General features: G+C 72.9%; 17 protein-coding genes. 8 read left to right on the forward strand and 9 right to left on the reverse strand.

Annotated elements, in window-relative coordinates; translation table 11 throughout:
- Positions 1-50: 50 nt before the first annotated feature.
- The 3 genes from ACF1BE_RS05545 to ACF1BE_RS05555 are packed head-to-tail and all read left to right on the forward strand — an operon-like array spanning position 51 to position 6,203.
- Positions 51-5,240: a caspase family protein gene (locus ACF1BE_RS05545; RefSeq protein ID WP_392197657.1), complete on the forward strand. Its 5,190-nt coding sequence runs from the start codon at positions 51-53 to the stop codon at positions 5,238-5,240.
- Position 5,241: 1 nt separating this feature from the next.
- Positions 5,242-5,559 (forward strand): hypothetical protein, encoded by a 318-nt coding sequence (locus ACF1BE_RS05550; protein ID WP_392197658.1) that lies wholly within the window; start codon positions 5,242-5,244, stop codon positions 5,557-5,559.
- Positions 5,556-6,203, forward strand: coding sequence for a hypothetical protein (locus tag ACF1BE_RS05555; RefSeq protein ID WP_392197659.1), 648 nt, complete (start codon positions 5,556-5,558; stop codon positions 6,201-6,203). Before ACF1BE_RS05550 ends, ACF1BE_RS05555 begins: the two co-directional genes overlap by 4 nt.
- A 21-nt stretch (positions 6,204-6,224) precedes the next feature.
- Here ACF1BE_RS05555 and ACF1BE_RS05560 read toward each other — a convergent pair whose 3' ends face one another.
- Both ACF1BE_RS05560 and ACF1BE_RS05565 read right to left on the reverse strand, forming a co-directional pair.
- On the reverse strand, positions 6,225-6,902 hold the full coding sequence (locus ACF1BE_RS05560; protein WP_392197660.1) for a hypothetical protein: 678 nt from the start codon (positions 6,900-6,902) through the stop codon (positions 6,225-6,227).
- Entirely contained in the window at positions 6,892-7,410 is a 519-nt protein-coding gene (locus tag ACF1BE_RS05565; RefSeq protein WP_392197661.1) for a SigE family RNA polymerase sigma factor, read from the reverse strand. The genes ACF1BE_RS05560 and ACF1BE_RS05565 overlap by 11 nt, the downstream gene beginning before the upstream one ends.
- Before the next feature lie 159 nt (positions 7,411-7,569).
- Here ACF1BE_RS05565 and ACF1BE_RS05570 point away from each other — a divergent pair, with 159 nt between their 5' ends.
- A complete protein-coding gene (locus ACF1BE_RS05570; RefSeq protein ID WP_392197662.1) occupies positions 7,570-8,607 on the forward strand; it encodes a L,D-transpeptidase in 1,038 nt (345 codons plus the stop codon).
- On the opposite strand, the gene ACF1BE_RS05575 is transcribed toward ACF1BE_RS05570, so the two are convergent.
- The 4 genes from ACF1BE_RS05575 to ACF1BE_RS05590 all read right to left on the reverse strand — a co-directional run bounded on the left by ACF1BE_RS05575 (position 8,537) and on the right by ACF1BE_RS05590 (position 12,620).
- Positions 8,537-9,175: a hypothetical protein gene (locus ACF1BE_RS05575; RefSeq protein WP_392197663.1), complete on the reverse strand. Its 639-nt coding sequence runs from the start codon at positions 9,173-9,175 to the stop codon at positions 8,537-8,539. The two genes, ACF1BE_RS05570 and ACF1BE_RS05575, sit on opposite strands and share 71 nt — an antisense overlap.
- Positions 9,176-9,350: 175 nt before the next feature.
- Entirely contained in the window at positions 9,351-9,653 is a 303-nt protein-coding gene (locus ACF1BE_RS05580) for an acyl carrier protein (RefSeq protein WP_392197664.1), read from the reverse strand.
- A complete protein-coding gene (locus tag ACF1BE_RS05585) occupies positions 9,650-10,708 on the reverse strand; it encodes an FkbH-like protein (RefSeq protein WP_392197665.1) in 1,059 nt (352 codons plus the stop codon). Before ACF1BE_RS05585 ends, ACF1BE_RS05580 begins: the two co-directional genes overlap by 4 nt.
- Positions 10,695-12,620 carry a GNAT family N-acetyltransferase gene (locus ACF1BE_RS05590; RefSeq protein WP_392197666.1) on the reverse strand — a complete coding sequence of 642 codons (1,926 nt, stop codon included), beginning with the start codon at positions 12,618-12,620 and terminating at the stop codon, positions 10,695-10,697. The genes ACF1BE_RS05585 and ACF1BE_RS05590 overlap by 14 nt, the downstream gene beginning before the upstream one ends.
- A gap of 908 nt (positions 12,621-13,528) precedes the next feature.
- On the opposite strand from ACF1BE_RS05590, the gene ACF1BE_RS05595 reads away from it, so the two are divergent.
- From ACF1BE_RS05595 to ACF1BE_RS05605, 3 genes are all read left to right on the forward strand, one after another.
- A complete protein-coding gene (locus ACF1BE_RS05595; protein WP_121791121.1) occupies positions 13,529-13,909 on the forward strand; it encodes an S-adenosylmethionine decarboxylase family protein in 381 nt (126 codons plus the stop codon).
- 164 nt (positions 13,910-14,073) lie between these two features.
- Positions 14,074-14,268, forward strand: a complete 195-nt coding sequence (locus ACF1BE_RS05600; protein WP_392197667.1) for a DUF3073 domain-containing protein — start codon at positions 14,074-14,076, stop codon at positions 14,266-14,268.
- A gap of 492 nt (positions 14,269-14,760) precedes the next feature.
- Complete coding sequence (locus tag ACF1BE_RS05605) at positions 14,761-15,507, forward strand: 4'-phosphopantetheinyl transferase family protein (protein ID WP_392197668.1); 747 nt, start codon at positions 14,761-14,763, stop codon at positions 15,505-15,507.
- Between the two features lie 111 nt (positions 15,508-15,618).
- Here ACF1BE_RS05605 and ACF1BE_RS05610 read toward each other — a convergent pair whose 3' ends face one another.
- Together ACF1BE_RS05610 and ctaD are read right to left on the reverse strand one after the other, a co-directional pair.
- On the reverse strand, positions 15,619-15,969 hold the full coding sequence (locus tag ACF1BE_RS05610; RefSeq protein ID WP_392197669.1) for a cytochrome C oxidase subunit I: 351 nt from the start codon (positions 15,967-15,969) through the stop codon (positions 15,619-15,621).
- On the reverse strand, positions 15,966-17,690 hold the full coding sequence (gene ctaD, locus ACF1BE_RS05615; protein ID WP_392197670.1) for a cytochrome c oxidase subunit I: 1,725 nt from the start codon (positions 17,688-17,690) through the stop codon (positions 15,966-15,968). The genes ACF1BE_RS05610 and ctaD overlap by 4 nt, the downstream gene beginning before the upstream one ends.
- Before the next feature lie 236 nt (positions 17,691-17,926).
- Between ctaD and ACF1BE_RS05620 the strand changes: the two genes are divergently transcribed.
- Positions 17,927-18,331, forward strand: a complete 405-nt coding sequence (locus tag ACF1BE_RS05620) for a hypothetical protein (protein ID WP_392197671.1) — start codon at positions 17,927-17,929, stop codon at positions 18,329-18,331.
- 62 nt (positions 18,332-18,393) lie between these two features.
- Here the strand turns inward: ACF1BE_RS05620 and ACF1BE_RS05625 are convergent, their stop codons facing one another.
- Entirely contained in the window at positions 18,394-18,867 is a 474-nt protein-coding gene (locus ACF1BE_RS05625) for a DUF5994 family protein (RefSeq protein ID WP_392197672.1), read from the reverse strand.
- Positions 18,868-18,911 lie beyond the last annotated feature (44 nt).

Consider the following 18,911-nt stretch of genomic DNA (forward strand, 5'->3'; position numbering starts at 1 on the left):
CGCGCCGGAGCGGGCGTGAAGTCGCGAGGGCCCAGGGGGGTTTGAGCACGATGAGCGCCGGGCGTCGGCGGGCTCTGCTGATCGCGGTGCCCGCGTATCCGCAGCTGGAACAGGTGCCGGAGCTGAAGGACGACTTCCCGGCCCTGCCCTTCACCGCCAGGGACGCGGTGACCCTGCGCAACACACTGCTGCGCAGCAACTACCCGCCGGAACACGTGACCGTCCTGGACGAGGAGGACACCACCGACGGCGGCACCGTCCGGGACGAGCTGGGCCGTTTCCTGAACTCCTGCGAGGACGGCGACGTCGGCCTCGTCTACTTCGCCGGCCACGGCGTCCGGTTCGGCGGGACCGACTACCTCCTGCCGAGCGACACGCGTGCGCGGTGGGGGCCCGACGGGCAGCGGACCCTGGGCCCGCAGGGACTCATCGAGGTGGTGCCCGACGAACTGCTGGCACCCCTGACCTCCAGCGCCACGGTGATGCTCTGCTTCGACGCCTGCCGGAGCAGCGGCGGCACCCCGGCGGCCACCTTCGAGGGGATGAAGGTCAGCCGCGACCGGGACAACGTCGTCCTGCTGAGCGCCTGCTCCCCCGGGGAGGAGGCCCTGGGGCACCCCGAGAGCGGGAGCGTCCTGGCCAGGGCCCTGAGCGAGACCCTGGCGCCGGAGTCCTCGGCCCGTACGCTCGGCGAGGTGATCCGGCGTGTGCAGCGTCGCGCCCCGCAGATCGCGGCGAACTACACCGCCCGCAGACCGCCCGGCATCGCCACCCGGTGGCTGAGCTTCGACGGGAAGGCCGGGTCCCACGCCGACGTACCGCTGTGCGAGGCGATGACGTCGTCCGGTCCCTGGATGGACGCGGTCGTCCAGTCGGACCTGTGGGAGCGGACCGGGGGCACGGACGCCCAGCAGGCAAGGGCGAAGGGCCACCTCGCGGAGGTCGTGACCAAGGTCGGCGAGATCCGCAGAGCCAAGCAGGCCGACTCCGACCCGTGGGACGACCCCCTCGTCCAGGAGCGGCTGATCAAGCGGCTCGGCCACCTCCTGGAAGCCGCCGACGCGCGCCTGAGCCTGATCGAGACCGTGGTCCTCCTGGGCGCGCCGTTCCTGCGCGAGGCCGCGCTGGCCTGCGGCCTGCTCGCGCTGCGCAACCTCCACGGGGACGGCCCGGACGACACCGGCACCACCACCGCCCAGGCCCTGCCCGAGGGCAGCTTCGCGTCGCATCTCGACCGTGACATGGGTGACGTACGACGCGCCCACCGGCAGATCGAGGCGACCCGCCGGACGCTGCTGCGGCGCGGGCGCAAGGACGACGCCCGCAGCGCGGAGTACTGGCTGCGCCACCGCTTCCTCGCCGACTGGGACCTGCTGTGGGAGCAGCGCGGCGACGCGGAGCTGGAGAGCCTGCGCCGCGCGGTCGACCTGCTGGTGCGGGCGGCGGAGAGCGCCGCCGACCTCACACTGGGCACCGAGGGCCGGGACAAGCTGCGGCACGCCGTGATCCAGGTCGTCTCCCAGCTCGGCACCGGCACCCCGGCGGACACCGTGGCCCCCGACGGCACCGACTGGGAGACCGGCCTGTGCACGTATCTGTGCGGGGAGGAGCGGTGGAACTGGCGCCCCCGCGACCTGGCCGCGCTGCTGCACCTCGCCGGCCTCCTGGCCATCGACCCGCGCATGCTCGACGGCGTGCTCATCGACCACCTGGGCCCGCGCGAGCCCACGCAGGTCCGGCCCGAGAGCATCATCGGCGAGATCACCACGAACGACGGCTTCCGGCCCAGCACCGGCGGCCGGTCGGGGGACACCGCCGTGCCCGGGCGCAACCCGTCCACCCGCTGGCTGCTGGTGTTCAAGTGCGGCAACGCCGCCCTGTACACGGCGCTGGAACGGCTCACCACCCGGATCATCACGGTGTCGGAGGCGATCCGGCGCAGCCAGGTCGCCATGCGGACCGGCGACCTCCTCTCCGGCCTGCCCAAGGTGATCAAGACCGAGGGCCTGATGCCCAGGAACAACGGGTTCGACCGGCCACCGCCCCGGTTCCGGCTGGCCGAGGACGAGGTCAAGCCGCTCATCATGGGCACCCAGCTGTACGGGGACCGGATGCTGGCGGTGCGTGAGCTGTACCAGAACGCCCTCGACGCGTGCCGGGTGCGCCAGGCGAGGCGCCGGTACTGGGACCACGCGCGGCAGACCGGCGAGGAGACCGAGCAGGAACAGCTCGCCGGATGCCGCATCGTCTTCACCCAGGACGTCGACCCTGCCACGGGCCGGACGTACATCGAGTGCGAGGACAACGGCGTCGGGATGACGGCAGAGGAGCTGAGGGACCTCTTCGCCCAGGCCGGCCGCCGCTCCGAACAGTCCGCGTCCCGGATGCGGGAGATGCGCCGGTGGCGCCGGCGGGGCATCACCACCGAGCTGAACAGCCGGTTCGGCATCGGCGTCTTCAGCTACTTCATGCTGGCCGAGGAGGTCGAGGTGGTCACCCGGCCGGTCACCATGGCCGGCAGCGTGCCCCTCGAGGACGGCCACCGGGCCAGCGTCACCGCGGGCTCGGGCCTGATGCACCTGAGCAGGGAGCGGACAGGGCTGGAGAACGGGGGCACCAGGGTCCGGCTGTACCTGCACGACGAGCCCGACGCGACGCAGGACCAACGCCCCTCCCTCGTGCAGGCGTTAGGCGAATTCCTGATCAGCACCCCGCTGGAGGTGACCGCCCGGGAGCAGGGCCGTGACCCGGTGACCTGGCGGCCGGGCGAGCTGTACGGCGACTCCTCGCTGCCGGGCACGCGCATCAAGGCCACGGAGGGCGTGTGGTGGGTCCAGGGCGCGGGCATGCTGCTGGCCGACGGGCTGCTGGTCTCGGAGGACGACGCGCCGGACGGCTTCGTGGTGAACCTGCGCGGCCGGCACCGGCTTGAGCTGAGCGTCGACCGCAACCGCTTCCTCGGGTACGACGAGCACCGCGTCGAGGAGGACCTGGAGGCAGCGGTCCCGGCGCTGGTCCGCAAGGCGTGGCGGCCGTTCCCGCTGGAGTGGCTGTGGAACCTGGCCGGCACCCACCCGAGGATCGCGCAGCAGGTCATCGGCCGGCTGATGGAGGCCGACGTACCCGTGTCGGTTCAGTTGCAGCCGCGGCGCGAGCACTGGGTCCTGGACCAGCGTGACCTCACGCTGGCCGGCGTCGGGTGTCTGCCCGTCGACGAGGCGATCCTCAGGACGAGCATCGGGGAGGCCGACCTCGGGGTGCGCTTCTTCGTGGCCTGGCGCGCCGGCGTCCTGGGTGCGCAGCAGGAGCCCGAGACGATCAGCGCGCAGGCGGGCTTCCCCCGGCCCGAGCCCCTCGACGCGATGCTGTTCCGCAGCGCACCGGGCAGATCGTGGAGAGAACCGCTGCGCGCCGCCGGGGACACCGGCCGCTCGCTGCGGGAGGTGACACGCAGGCTGCGCCGGTACGCCCTCATGGGTGCGCCCGTTCCCGAGGCCGCGGACATCCGTGCCCTGGACGGCATCGTTCCGAGTCGTCTGGCGACCACGTTCTACGAGGAGTTCCGGGACGCGAGGGGCCGGTCCGCCTGGGAGGACGACGACAGCTGGGGTCATGCCGTGAGGCAGGCGATGGTGCGCGTGTCGGCCGCCGAGAAGGTGAGCCTGGGGACTCTCGCGCAGCTGCTCGTGCAGTTGTCGGCCGTCGATCCGTCGATACCCGCACCGCCGGACCTCGGGCCACTCGAGACCCATCGCGTGGACGCCCGCGAACGGCGCGTCCTGCTGAACGACCAGGCCTCCGGATCCCGGCCGTTGGTCATCACGCTCGAGTTCTCCGGGGCGGTGCGTCCGGTGGACGTCGCCTACCGGGCGCACCAGACCGGTATCCCGCCGGCGGAGATCGAGGCGGTCGTGCGCCGCTTCGAGCCCCTCGGTTACCGGCTCACCGGTCCTGATCTCCCCTACTGCCTGGACGAAACGCAGCTCGAAGCGCTCAGCAGGGATCTGGACGCGGAACCACCGTTTCTCACCCCGGGCCCGATCGGTCTGCGGCATCTGGTCCGGCTGTCCGCCGAGCGGGAGGAGACCGTCGGGGCCACGGCGGACTGGCTGGCCGGCTGGGCGGGCCCGCTGGGCGTCGAGGTCGCGGAGCCGGGCCCGCTCGCCTCGTTCCTGCCGCCCGGCTGGTGCAGGCAGCTTCCGGCGGAGTGGGCCGCCCCACGCGGTGACGGCGACGGGGACGCGTCCGGGGCACCGCCGATCACCACCTGGCAGCTGCTGGGGCGGATCGCCGACCTGGACGACCCCGCGTCGCGGCCCCGGCACATCGCCGCGGTGGAAGCGCTCGCGGAAGCCGGCCTGGCCGAACGCCGCGCGGTCGAGGCGGCCCGCACCTGGCTGTCCCAGTCCCGGTCCGCGCGCCCCCGGGGTCTGTGGGGGCGCAGCTCGTTGTCGCGGGGGCAGCGGAGTGCGGGACACACCTTCGGCTCGAGGCGCGTCGGGCGCGACGCCAGGCTGGGGCCCGCTTCGCTCATGGCTCTCGCGGCGGAGACCGGTGACGACCTCGGCACCACCGAGAAGAGGGTGCGGGACCAGCTGGCCCCCTACGGCTTCGACGTGCCGGAGATCCCACAGGACGCCGCCGGACTGAGACCGGGCGAGGCGGTGGTCAACGCCCTGTCTTTCAGAGAGGGGAGGTGGCGCAAGGCCGTCTGGCTGCACAACCTGGTCAGATTCGCGGACAGCACCGGTACCGACCTCGCCACCGCCGCCGCCGTTCTCAACGAGTACCGCTCCATGGGCGCCCCCACCGTGCCCGTGTCCCCCGGCTTCGTCCGGCCGTCCGAGCGCACGGAGCGGGACGTCGCCGCCGAGCACGCGCTGCTCCAGGCCGACCTGGAGACGTCCTGGACGCTGACGCCGTTCGCCCTGGTGGTGGCCGCCGGCCGGCTCGGCAACGGGCTGCGGGAGACCTACCGCAGACTGCGGCCCTTCGTCGCGATCGGGCTGGACGTCCCGTTCCCCGAGCCCGGCTGCACCCGCGTCCCGGACTGGCGGGACGTCGTCCTGCTCACCGCCCGGCTCACCGGCCGGGAACCGGTCCTGTCCGGTGACGTGCCCGAGGACCACATCAGGCTGGCAGCCGAGGAGACGGATTCGACCGCCGACGAGGTGCGCGCCCGGCTCCGGGACTACGCGCCGTTGTTCGGCCTCCGCCTGCCGCCGCACGAGAGGAGCTGACGTGTCGCACGTCGACAAGGCCTACGAGGCCACGTATTGGCCGGACCAGCAGGCCGGGTTCGTGTGGGACTCCTCCGGCGGACGGCTCGTCGTCTCCGGCAGCTGCCCGGCATGTGACGGTCCGACCGTGCACCCGGTCCCGGACGTGATGCCCGGTGCGGTGACGCTGGGCCGGCGGCGCCTCAAGGTGGAGGCGAAGGTGCCGGACGAGGTGTACATGCAGTGCCGGTGCCTTCGGGCACACGCCGGGGACGAGCAGGAGACCGGGGGCTGCGGCGCCGCGTGGATGGCGGTCCGTCCGGCGGGTGCCGGCTCGTGACGGTGTCCGGGAGAAGGTACGCGCCCCTGGAACTGCGGCGCGCCCAACAGCGGCTGGACGCGATGGTGGAGGGCCAGGTGGCGCTCGCGCGGGCGCAGGCGGAGGGCTGGCGGAACTTCCTCACGCTCGCCACCGGGCTCCTCGCCGCCGTCCTGGTCCTCAAGGGCCGCGAGAACGTCGCCGAACTGCCCGCCGGTTACCGGCTGACGGTCGTCGTGCTGGTGGCGACGGGGCTGGTGGCGCTGCTCGTCGCCGCCTTCGCCGCGGTGTCGGCCGCCCACGGCCGGCCCGGGGACCGGCTGCCGTACGCCCATGCCGTGGCGCTGCTGGACTGGGAGCGCGTGGAGCGGGACCGGATCGCGAAGCGGATCCGTGTTGCGCGCTGGGCGACCGTGCTCGGTGTGTCGGCCACCGCGCTCGGGATCCTGGCCACCTGGGTGGCCCCGGGGCCGGACGAGCCGGCGCAGACGGTCCTGGTGCACACCCGCGGGCAGACGGTGTGCGGTGAACTGCTGGCGGCCGACGGCACCGGTGTCACGGTCAGGACCCGGCCGGGCGGCGCGAACGGCAAGGGCGCCGCGACGGTCCGCCATCTGGCCTGGCAGCGCGACGCGGTGAGCGTGGCCCCCACCGGCAAGTGCTGAACCGGGCACCGGGGCCGGGCGTCAGGTCCCCTCGCCGGTGATCGTGATCTTGGCGCCGACGGCGGTGTGCTCGTACAGCCAGCGGGCGTCGGCGGTGCGCAGCCCGATCAGGCCCAGCGTGGACGGGCGGCGCCCGGGGACGTCCACCGTGCCGCCCGTGCCGTAGAGGAAGTGCGGCTCCTGCCGCGAGCCGAGGAACGCCAGCACCCAGTCGTGCCGCTCCACCACGCCCGTCGGCGAGGAGCTGAACCGCGCGTGCCGGTGGCGTGCGGTGACGCGGGCGACCGAGTCGCCGCGGAACGGCTGGTTCATGCCGGGCGCGGAGACGGAGAACGTCCGCCCGCCGGCGCGCAGTCGCAGCGTGGTGAGGTCGACGCTGATGTCGTGGACGGTGCTGTCACCGGACGACGGGTGCGGTGCCGGAGCGGTCGTGGAGGCGGTGGCCGCGGGCGGGCGCGCCGGCCGGTCGGAGGGGTCCAGCAGGCCCGTGCCGACGAGGGCGGCCGTGCCCGCGAAGGCCAGACCCGCCGAGAGCAGTCCGGCCCGGCGGGTACGGCGGCGCAGCACGGCCCGCCGCCGTACGACGGCCCCCGGGGCGGGGGCGGAGCGCCGGCCCCGGTCCGCCACCTCGTGCAGCGCGGCCGTGAGCCGGTCGGAGATCTCCTCGGGCGTGGCCGGGCCCGACGGGTCATGAGGCATGCGTGGCCTCCTTCGTCCCGGTCATGGTCTCAGCCTCCTCGGGCGACAGGTGGCGGGCGAGGGCGGCGCGGCCCCGGGCCAGCCGGGCCTTGACCGTCCCGACGGGCGAGCCGGTCTCCCGCGCGATCTGATCGACGCTCAGATCGCACACGTGGTGGAGGACGACGGCCAGCCGCTGCGGCGCAGGCAGGTTCCGCAGGGCGGTGACCAGGGCGACATGCTCGGGTCCGGGACCCGGGGTCTGCTCCGGGGGCGTGTCGCCCCGCACGAGTTCCAGCCAGCGCCGGGCACGCCGGAAGCGGCTGATCGCGAGCCGGGTGGCGACCGTGCGGATCCATGCCTCCGGAGCCTCGGCCGCGTCGAACGACGTACGGCGGTCCCAGGCCCGCACGAAGGCCTCCTGCACCACGTCCTGCGCCTCGGCGTGGTCACCGGTGAAGGCGTACAACTGCCCCACCAGGCGGGGGAAGGCAGCCGTGTAGAAGGCGTCGAACTCCTCCTCCGTCATCCGGCCCCCCGTGTCCCCGTCCCGGAGAGGCGATCCTACGGGGCGCGCCGGACCGCCGGGCCTGCCGCTCCGGACGGGGAATCGCCGGAACTCCGGTGCAACCGGCGCCCCTTGGGGTGCGTACAGACGATGTCCGCACGAATCACAGGGGGAACTTCCGTGTCCACGCACGACGCACCCGGCCACACGCCCACCCGCACGACGCCCGGCTGCTCGCCCGGCCGCCGCCCGCACGGCCGCCTGCGTACCGCCGCCGGTGCTCTCGCGGCGGCCTGCGCACTCGTCCTCTCCGCGACCGGGTGCGCGGCCACCACCTCGTCGGCCGCCGCCGACCCCACCGGCCCGGCCGCCCCGGGACCGCACACGTCCGGCGCCGCGCCCGGCCGGACCGCGCCCGCCGTCCCCGAGCCTGCCGCCCTCGCCCACGCCAGGGTCAACGTCGGCGAGGGCGCCACGGCAGGGGTCGGCATGCCGATATCCGTCACCTTCCCGCACCCCGTCCCGGCGGCCCTGCGCGCCGAGGTCGAGCGTCGGCTCACCGTCGGGACCGAGCCCGCCGTCGCCGGCGCCTGGAGCTGGGTCAGGGACCGCGACCTGCTCGACGGGCAGCGCGTCGACTACCGCCCGCCGGCCTACTGGAAGCCCGGCACCCGGGTCACCCTGCGCGTCGGCAGCCACGCCGTACGGCACTTCACCATCGGCCGCTCACTGACCGCGACCGTCGACGCGCGCGGTCACACGATGACCGTCACCGAGGACGGCAGGCCCACCACCCGCATCCCGGTCACCGCCGGCCGCCCCGGCCTGGACACCTGGAACGGCACCATGGTGGTGCTGGACAAGCAGCCCAAGGTCTACATGGACTCCCGGACCGTCGGTCTCGGCGACGCCTACCACGGCTACTACGCCTGGGCCGTGCACCTCACCACGTCCGGCACCTACGTCCACCAGAACCCCAACGCCGACACGTACGCGGGCCGGGCCAACGTCACCCACGGCTGTGTCGGCCTCGCCACCGACGGCACCGCCGAGCGCTTCTACCGGCGGATCATCCCCGGAGACGTCATCCGGGTCACCGGCTCCACACAGACGGTCGCCGCCGGCAACGGCTACGGCGACTGGAACCTCACCTGGTCCCAGTGGCTGGCGCACGGCGCGGCAGGACACCGGACCGCCGCCGCGTCGCCACGGTCGTAGTCACCCGTACGAGGCCGGGCCGGCGGGGCGCCGAACCGAAACCGAACCGCACGGGCGGCACGACCGGGGCGAGCGGTCCGAGGTCCCGGCCGGCGAGGACCACGGTGGCCGACACGACCGGGCGGAGATCGAGCGCGCCGTACCACTCGCGCCGCCCGCCGCCCGCGCTGCCGCGGGTGCGCACGCCCAGCAGCCGGGCGGGGAGGTACGTCACCGCGGTCCAGGCCGGCCGGGCGGCGAGCGGTGCGGGCACGGCGCGCAGGAGCAGGCCCGGCAGGCCGCGCCGGCCCGTGGTGAAGCGCAGGTCCAGCGGGCCGGCCGCCACCGTCCACCGCGCCGCCTCGACCCGCACGCAGACGGGTGTGACCTGGACCTCGTCGAAGCTGTAGGTCGTGGCGACGAAGTCCGCGACCCGCCGGGAGGGCGCGAGCAGCAGCCGGTGCCCGTCCTCCCGCTCGACCATGACGTCACTGAACGGCCCGAACGGCGACCGCACCCAGTGCCCCAGCACGGCACGGGTGCCGGACGCCGTCCCGAGACCGGCGATCCAGCCGTCGAAACGCAGCATCGGCTTCCTCCCGGCCGGACAGGCGTGACGTCCGTTCGTCCCCCCGCCGGGTACCCGCTCGTGTCAGGGCATGTGCTCACCGCCGGCGGTGACGTGCCCGGTCCCCGGGCCGTCCGCTCCACCGACGCATCCCGGCGCCGGTTCACGGCTTCCGCCGCGGCCCCGGCCGGACGGGTCACACACCGCTGCCGGGTGACACGGCCAGGTGCCACACCACGAAGTCGACCAGTGTGGAGATGGACTCCAGACAGTCCAGGCTCAGGTCCTGGGCCGCCACGTCGACGCCGTAGCGGTCGGTGATGGCGGACAGCAGGGTCACGCCGGCGAGCGACGACAGCGAGATCTCGGCGCCGAACAGTTTGGTGCCCGACGGCAGTCGCTCGACGCGGGCCCGCTCCGCGCGTACGGCGTCGGCCAGCATCCAGCGGATCTCCCGCTCCACCCGGGCCCGTTGTCCGCGCAGGGTTTCTTCGGTCATGGGGTCGTTCCAATCGGCAGCGGACGCACCCGCAACCAGGCGGGCCAGGGGGGCAGGTCGCCATGAAGGGTCCGGGACAACGTCACCGTCGACGGTGCCGGACCGCCGGCGTCGGCCCGCAGGCCGGCCTGGCGGAACAGCAGCCGCAGCTCGGTGTTGGCCTCGGTCGGCCGGAGATCCAGCGCGAACCTGTCCGCGCCGGCCGACCGGGCCTGTTCCATCAGCCAGCGCAGGAAGGCCACGGAGGCACCCCGTCCGGCGATCCGGCAGGACAGCGCGAGCAGGGGTAGCGACCACTCGGCGGGACCGGGCCGCACCAGCGCCATGCCGATGACGCCGTAGTCCCCGAACCGGTCGGTCATGCGGGCCGTGAACAGCCGGTGTCCACCCCGCTCGACCAGGACCCGGGCCTGCTCGCGGTCCAGGCCCGAGGAGTTCAGCCGGTGGGTGCGCTCGGCGAGCTCCAGTGCCCGTGGCAGCTCCGCACCGCCCGCCGCACCGGCCTCCATCCGCATCCCGCACCACCGCAGGAACTCCTCCCTGTCGCCCTCGAAGCGCTCGCCCGCCCGGCGGCGGGCCTCCTCGGTGCGGTACAGGCCGGCCCGCGCGCGTGCCTCCGGGGTGACCGGCCGGCCGGAGAGGGCGTCCAGCAGTGCGGGCACGTCCTGCGGGGCCGCCGTACGCACCCCGGGCAGCAGGGCCTCCACCTCGGCCCGCTCGTACGGGGAGTCGTCGACCAGGAGCAGCGACCCGACCGCCACGCCCAGCTCCGCGGCGATGGCCCGCAGGGCGTCGCTCTTGTCCTGCCAGGAGATCCGCGGGGCCAGGAAGCGGGAGGCGAGCCGGGGGTCACGGGCGACGCGCTCCAGCACCTCCGGAGCGCTGCGGCTGGCGATGCTGCTGAGCACGCCGTGTCCGGCGAGCGTGTCGACCGCCGCCAGCATGTCCGGCCGGACCTCGGGAAGCCCGCTGTCGGCGCGCTCGACCGCCACGCCGTCCCACAGGGTCCCGTCCAGGTCCCACACCACGCACTTGACGCCGTCAGCGCTCGGCATGGCTCGGATCCCGCGGTAGGGACAGCCCGGTGTCGTCCCCCGCCGGCAGGCGCAGCTTCATCACCAGGTTGGCCGGGGTGAAACCGAACTTCCGGTACAGGGTGCGCATCGGGACGTTGGCGACGTGCACCCGGCCGACGACCTCGGTGAGCCCGTTCCGCACCGCGAACTCCAGCCCCGAGGAGATCAGCAGCTCCGCGACCTCGGCCCGGCGCTCCACCGGGGCCACGGCCAGGGAGCGGAAGTTCGCGTAGCGGTCACCGGTCATCGTGTTCTGGTTGATGCTGACCCACAGCCAGCCGATCACCGGATCGCCCGGCCGGTGGGCGACGATCATCCCGTCCCTGGACTTCTCCATCGCGCGCGCCAGACGTGTGCGGTGCCGCGCGGGATCGTCCACGGCGTCACCACCGAAGGAGACACGCGCGATGTCGACCTCGAAGGCCCCGATCGCCGCCAGGTCGTGCTCGTCGGCCTGCCGGGTGACGTAGGGCGCCGCCCGTTCCTCCAGCAGGACACGCTCGTCGGCGGTGGGGGGCTGCCAGATCCGGCCGGCGGTGGTGTACGGCGCCAGCTCGTCGGCGGGCTCCGGCGCGGCGGTCTCCTCCACGGGTTCCGGCGCGGCGCTCTCCGGTACGACGGTCTCCGGCGCGCCCTGGGGCCGCGGCCCGCCGTCGGTGTCCGGGCCCGGCGCCGCCGGCTGCCGGGCCTGGTCCTCCGCTCCGACGGGCACCAGCGGGCCGGGGCGGAAGGGGCCCTTGCCGCAGTTCGGGCAGCCTTCCGCGCGCAGGACGCCGACCGAGGTCCACTTCGCTCCCGCGCCGACCCGGACCATCTCACCGCAGGCCACGCACTCGTACATCCGCTGCCGGGAGCGCTTGTCGCCCGTGTACAGGGGACCCTGGTAGCCGCCCTCCTGCGAGGGCGCGGTCGCGCTCGTGGTCAGCAGATGCTGGAAGAATCCGACTCCGCCGAGAATTCCGCTGCCCTCGTACTCGTTGAAGTTGCGGATGTATCCGTTGGTGACGAGACCGAGTTCCATGATTTCGCGCTGTACCTGGAGCATTTCGTCCGGGCTCTTCCCGCCGAACGACAGGAAAATGCTGTGGGCCGGCCCCTGGCGAAGTCCCTCCACCGCACGCGAAAGAAACAGCCGGGCACCCTCGGGGGTGTACGGCGGATCGGTCATCGCGACGTCGAACTGACGGTGCAGTTCCTCCGGCAGCGGATTCCGCAGATCGTGCTGCACCGTCTCTATGCGCGTACCGAGATCCGCCGAGACCCGCTCGATGTAACCGAGGATCTCGGGAGAGATGTCGACCACCGTCACCTTGTCGACGAGCGGTGCGCCGAGCACGTCCCCCACCACGGCGACCGCCAGCGAGATCAGGTCGTCGTCGCCGATCAGGAGCAGCGAACCGCCGGGCAGCGTGCCCGCCGACAGCAGCGCCAGGACCCGCCGCACCTTGGTCTCGGGAGTGCACTTGGACTGGTCGAGCGTCATGTCGGCGGCCGGGCCGTCCCCCATGACGGCGTTCAGCCGGGCGACGGCCTCCTCCAGCACGTCCGGGATCACCAGTTCCCGCCCGTCACAGGTGCGGCAGGTGGCGTCCAGGGTGAGATCCATGCCCAGTTCGGTGACGACGGCCCGGCCGGCCGGGGTGAGCTGCGACGGCCGTTCGCGGGTGATCAGCCCACGGGTGCGCAGTTCGTTTCCCACGGCCGCCACGATCGGCACGGGGAGACCGACGGCCCGGCTGATGTCCTTGGTGGAGGCCGGAGCCAGCCGGCGGATGGCACGCAGGACGGACCGCACGCCCGGAGGCCCCTCCTGGAGCCCGACGGCGTCCGCGACATCGTTGAGCACTCGGTCGGCGCTGAGACTGCGGTGTCGTCGGCGGGCGTTCGTCACAATGGTGCTCCACGTGGGGTGAGAATGTTCGTGCCAGTATACGGGCCCGGCAAAGCGCGATGCCAGGCGTCAAGGGCGTTCCAGTAATTCCAGAAAAAGACCGTTCCGGCTTTTTCCCGGTCGGCGATATCGTCGAGTATTGCGGCTGTGCGCACCACGTACGGGGCGTCCTTTCTGGTCCGGAGAAAGGAATGACCGCGGGTGGTCTCCCACTGGCCGGCGAGCGCGTCCGCCGTGGTGGCGGCCCCGGCCGGCGCGGCATTCCGCGGGCGGTCGCCGCGCACCGCGGGAAGCGGGTGTTCAGCACCGGCCGGCCGACTCACCGGACCAGGCACTGGTCGCGCCGGTGGCCGTCCGCCGGTCCCGGTGCGGGCACCGCCCCGGCGGTGCCCGGATCTTCAGGTGCCCTCGCCGAGTCGTCCGAGGCGGCGGTTCCCGGCCTCCCGCGGTCGGTCGTCGACGCTCTGATGTGACGTCACGCCCTACCGGCCGGCCGGGATGTGCCGTGCCGTCCGGGCCGGCCGGCAGGGCATGTCCTCCAGGGTCCGCTCCGAGCCGCTGAGCGCCCGAGCCGGGCCGTTGTCGTGCGGAATGCGGCGGCAATGCAATCCGGTGCGGTGAAATCCGGGCCGTCCCCCGACGGCCATACCGACGAAATGCACCCCTCCGCCGGCCGGCCGACAGGACTTCGACGGGCGTCGCTGCGGGCGTACCCGCAGGCCACCGCAGCGCGCTGCGGTAGGTTACCCTGGGTGCTAGCCTGGTCTGGCTAAGTGTCGGCAGTCGGGATGTCAAGGCCCCGATCCGGTCACCGTGATCGTTGTGAATCCGCGTGGGTGAATCCGCGTGGTGAATCCCTTGGAGAGGAGATGCGGGAAGCGGCTCAGGCGCGCGCTTCCCGGAGCGCCATGAGTAATCCCGCGGAACTCGCCACCGAAGGTATAGACGTCGACGACCTGTGCTCCTACGCGGTCGATGTATGGGTGAGCGATCACAGCATTCTGACCGATGAGCAGCGCCTTCTGAAGGTGCTGCGCGACGCCGCGGACAAGGGCAACGCCAAGGTTCTCGGGGAGGCGTCGCATGTCTTCCCCAACGGCGCCGTGACCGCGATTCTTCTGCTTTCCGCCTCGCACCTGAGCATTCACACCTGGCCGGAATTCAGTCTTGCCAACGTCGACCTGCTCGCGTACGGCCGGCTGAACGGCGAGCGCATGATGCAGAGCGTCGAACTCGGGCTCTCCCCGACCAGGATCAACGTGACCCGGATGCTCCGGGCCGTGCACTGAGCACTCGGTCGTCGCACGTACCGGGTCCGGACCACCGGCCCGGGGCTCCGGCCTGTCTGCTGAGAACAGGCCGACTGAGCTAGCATGGTGTGGTGTCTAGGGAGTATCGGTCGCGGGGATGACGTACGGGCCCCTGTGTCCGGGCATCTGTGAGGAGATGGATCATGGGACGCGGTCGCGCACGTGCGAAGCAGGCCAAAATCGCTCGCGAACTCAAATATCGCGCTCCCAGCACCGATCTCAGGGCACTCCAGCAGGAACTGGCGTCCACTGACGACGGGCCACGTCCCGCTGCGGCGGACATCCTGGTCGACGAGGACGACACCGACGACCGGGAACGTCCGCTCGACCCGCAGTGACCCCCGCGCTTCCCTCCCGCCCCGGCTCTCCCCGCTGACCCGGCCCGATGGGCCGGGCTCCGCGGCACGCACCCGGGCCGCCGCGTGGTCCTGGCGGAAGAAGCCGCCGCGCCGCCGCCCGGAAGACGCACTGACGCTCCGTCACCTACCGCGTGCGACCCGTTGACGGTTCACCGCCGCGAGTGCCTCGAAGGGCCACCAGGACGGTGGTCCGGCCACGCTTCCACGGGCCGAACGCCCCGCGGGGAACCGCCCCGGAAGGCGGGTGCGGACCTTCCGGACAGGCCTCGGACACGGCGAAGGCTGACACATGTACGCACTGGTCCGGAGGTTCGCACCGGCCGGCGGCTCCGCTTCGGCAGGAGCCCGCACACGGGCGGGACTTCCGCCTACGCCGTCGCGGTCCCGGGCGGCGGCGCCCTGCGGGGCGCGCTCCTTCCTGACCCCCTTCACGCCGGCCGGCGAGGTGCGCACCACGACCGCCGCCCCCCGGTGACCGGCGCCGGGGACGCCACGCGGCCCGTCCAGGTGTGGTGGGCCCGGCTGTCCGGTGACCGGCCGCGACTGCGCCGGCTGCTCGACCCGGTGGAGAGCGCCCGCTACGAGGCCACCGTCAACCCGGACAACCGGCAGCAGTTCCTGCTCGGTTGCGCGCTGAGCAGGCTGGCGCTCGGCCGGCTCCTCGGCCTGCCGGCCGCCCGGGTGCCGCTGCGCCGGGTGTGCCCGCGCTGCGGCGGCCCGCACGGCAAGCCCGCCCTGGACCCGGCGGTGGACCCGCCGGGCGGCCTGCGGTTCTCGGTCAGCCACAGCGGCCCCACCGTGGGCGTGGCCGTGTGCCGGGGCGCGGACATCGGGCTGGACGTGGAGCGGGCCGACGATCCGCCCGACGTGGACCTGGTCGCGCCGCGCGTCCTGTCCGCGGCCGAACTGGCCGTGCTGCGCGGGCTGGCGCCCGCCGACCGGACCGGCGCCCTGCTGCGGTACTGGACCCGCAAGGAGGCGGTGCTCAAAGCCCTGGGCATCGGGCTGCGGCTGCCGCTGCGGCACCTGGAGGTGTCGCCGCCCGGCGCACCGGCCCGGGTCGAGCGGTGGCAGGACCGGCCCGGACTCGTCGCGGAGCTGCGGCTGGCGGACCTCGTCGTGGCGGAAGGGCAGCCCGCGGCCGTGTGCGTGACCGGTGGGGCGCAGCCGGCGATCGCCCGAGGAGACGCGCACGCACTGCTGTCGGAGGCGGAGTAGCAGGCCGCCGCACCCGGTGGTGCTGTGGTGCGGCGTGACATGGGTCGTGCCGAGCGCCGCGGTCGCGGTCATGACCCGCCCGCACGCGGCCGGCCGGCCGGGTGCCCGAAGTCAGAGGACCAGCAGCAGCGTGGCCACCGTGGTCAGGGCGGCGCAGACGGCCAGCGTCATGGCCAGGCAGCGCCGCCGCAGTTCCCGGTAGCGCTGCTCGTACTCGGCCCGCAGCGACATGCACCGGGCCGCGACGCGTTCGAGGTCCGCGCGGGCCCGGCGCAGGCTGTCGGCGGCGTACCGCCGCTCGATCTCCTCACGCTGCGCCGTCGTCAGCCAGTCCAGGGACCCGGTGAACTCCCGCGCCCGCTGCTCGGCCTCGGCGACCCTGGCCTGCCACAGCAGGTACCCCTCCACCTCGTTGCCGAGGTCACCGCCGGTGCCCGCCCCCTGTTTCGGCAGCCCGTTCACCCGTGACCCCGGTCGGTCGTCGCGGGGTACCCGCCGCCCTCGTGTTCCGTCACCGCGATGTCGGGGTGGTGCAGGTCGAACGCCGGGGACTCGCTGCGGATCCGCGGCAGGGTGACGAAGTTGTGCCGCGGCGGCGGGCAGGACGTCGCCCACTCCAGCGAGCGGCCGTACCCCCACGGGTCGTCCACGCCGACCGGCTTGCCGTACTTGGCCGTCTTCCACACGTTGTACAGGAACGGCAGCATCGACAGGCCCAGCAGGAACGAGCTGATCGTCGAGACCGTGTTCAGGGCGGTGAAGCCGTCGGCCGCCAGGTAGTCGGCGTAACGACGGGGCATGCCCTCCGCGCCCAGCCAGTGCTGGATCAGGAAGGTGCCGTGGAAGCCGACGAACAGCGTCCAGAAGGTGATCTTGCCGAGGCGCTCGTCCAGCATCTTGCCGGTGAACTTCGGCCACCAGAAGTGAAAGCCGGTGAACATGGCGAAGACGACCGTTCCGAAGACCACGTAGTGGAAGTGCGCCACCACGAAGTAGCTGTCGGAGACATGGAAGTCCATCGGCGGCGAGGCCAGGATGACACCGGTCAGGCCGCCGAAGAGGAACGTGATGAGGAAGCCCGTCGCCCACAGCATCGGCGTCTCGAAGGAGAGACTGCCCTTCCACATCGTGCCGATCCAGTTGAAGAACTTCACCCCGGTCGGGACGGCGATCAGGAAGGTCATGAACGAGAAGAACGGCAGCAGCACCGCGCCGGTGACGAACATGTGGTGCGCCCACACGGTCACCGACAGACCGGCGATCGCGATGGTGGCCGCCACCAGTCCCATGTAACCGAAGATCGGTTTGCGGCTGAACACGGGGATGACCTCGGTGACGATGCCGAAGAACGGCAGCGCGATGATGTACACCTCCGGATGGCCGAAGAACCAGAAGAGGTGCTGCCACAGCAACGGGCCGCCGTTGGCGGCGTCGAAGACGTGGGCGCCGAACTTGCGGTCCGCCTCCAGGGCGAACAGGGCGGCGGCCAGCACCGGGAAGGCCAGCAGGACCAGGACACCGGTCAGCAGCACGTTCCAGGTGAAGATCGGCATGCGGAACATGGTCATGCCCGGGGCGCGCATGCAGATGATCGTGGTGATGAAGTTGACGGCACCGAGGATGGTGCCGAAGCCGGAGAAGGCCAGACCCATGATCCACATGTCGGCGCCGAGCCCGGGAGTGCGGACCGCGTCGGACAACGGGGTGTAGGCGAACCAGCCGAAGTCGGCCGAGCCCTGCGGGGTGAGAAAGCCGCCGACCGCGATGGAGGAGCCGAGCAGGTAGAGCCAGTAGGCGAACATGTTCAGCCGGGGGAACGCCACGTCGGGCGCGCCGATCTGGAGCGGCATGATCCAGTTCGTGAACCCGGCGAACAGCGGGGTGGCGAACATCAGCAGCATCACGGTGCCGTGCATCGTGACCAGCTGGTTGTACTGCTCCTTGGAGATGATCTGGAGGCCCGGCCGGGCCAGCTCGGCGCGCATCAGCAGCGCCATCACGCCACCGAACAGGAAGAACAGGAACGACGTCGACAGGTACAGCGTGCCGATCGTCTTGTGGTCGGTGGTCGTCAGCCACTTCACCACGACGTTGCCGGGCTGCTTGGGCCTCACCGGCAGCTCGTTCTCGTACGAGTCCTCAGCTGCCTCGGCGCCGCCCTGGGGTTCGTTGAGGATGCTCACAGGTCGTCTGTCTCCCGATGCTCGCCGTCCGCCCACGCCTTGGCGGCAGTCACCCGCCATCCTCGCCGTGCGAGCCCGGACGGGACGCCCCGAGCGCCCGGCACTCGGCCGATCGGATGACGGATACACACGGATGGAGCAGCGCCGACGACCGTGCGGCCGGGGCCGGGCTACTCAGGACGGGCCTGAGTAGCCGTGCTCTGTCCGGCGACGGGGCGGGACGCGAGGCTGAGGTCATGCGACAGAGACCGCACACACCCGTCCGCCGGTTCCTGGCCTTCCTCGTGCCGGCCGTGGCGGCGTCGGCGGCGTGGGCCGCCTGGCTGGGCTGGGACCGGCACCGTGACGTGCACCCCGACGGTACGACGACCGGGCCGTACGAGGCCTGGCAGGTGGCGGGGCTGGTGCTGACCCTGCTGGTGCCGGTGGGCTGGGCGGCGGCACGGGGGCATGTCGCGGGCGCGGTCCTCGGTACCACGGCCGGCCTGACCGTGACCGCCTGCCTCGACTGGTCGGGCGACTCCTCCGGCCTCTTCCTGGTCGGTGTCACCCTGGTCATGCTGGGCGGCCTCGCGGGGACCGCGGTCGTGACCACCGTGGTTCGTGCCGTGCGGCGGGACGAGGACCACCCGGCCGCCTGAGCCCGCGGGCCACGGCAGTCTCCCGTACCCGGCCACAGTCGGCCGGCGGGTGCGTTTGCCGGTCAGCGGTCCCAGTTGGCCTGGGCGAGCGCCAGCATGTGCGGGGCCGACAGGGTGTTGTCCGGGTCGGCGGCGGTGGTCAGCAACCAGCCTGCCGCGCCCGCGGGTTCACCGGGCGGGACGACCAGCAGGTCCCGGCGGCCCAGGGGACCGCAGTCCAGGGTGATGGTGTGCGCCTCGGTGTCGACGGCCGACAGGAACACCTCGATGACGTGGCCGGGAGCCGGCACCGTACGCGGGACGCCGGGCCAGGCGGCGGTGTCCACGGTGACGCCGACGACCGTGCCGAGTCCGGTGCCCAACGCGTCGATCAGCGCGGGCAGTTCGAGTTCGAGCGCGTCACAGCGGGGCCACCAGGCGCCGTGCAGCGGGCCGTTGCCGGCGTCGGGGGTGAGGGTCAGCCGGGGAAGGGGCATGCGGTACGTGTGCGCCCTGCCCGGGAGACCGTCCGCGGCGGGCCAACCGTTCGTGTCCATACGTGCGATCCCGTCCCGGACGGCTTCCGGCCGCCCGTTTTCCG

Source organism: Streptomyces sp. NPDC014991 (assembly GCF_043080665.1).
In the GTDB taxonomy this organism is placed as follows: Bacteria; Actinomycetota; Actinomycetes; order Streptomycetales; family Streptomycetaceae; genus Streptomyces.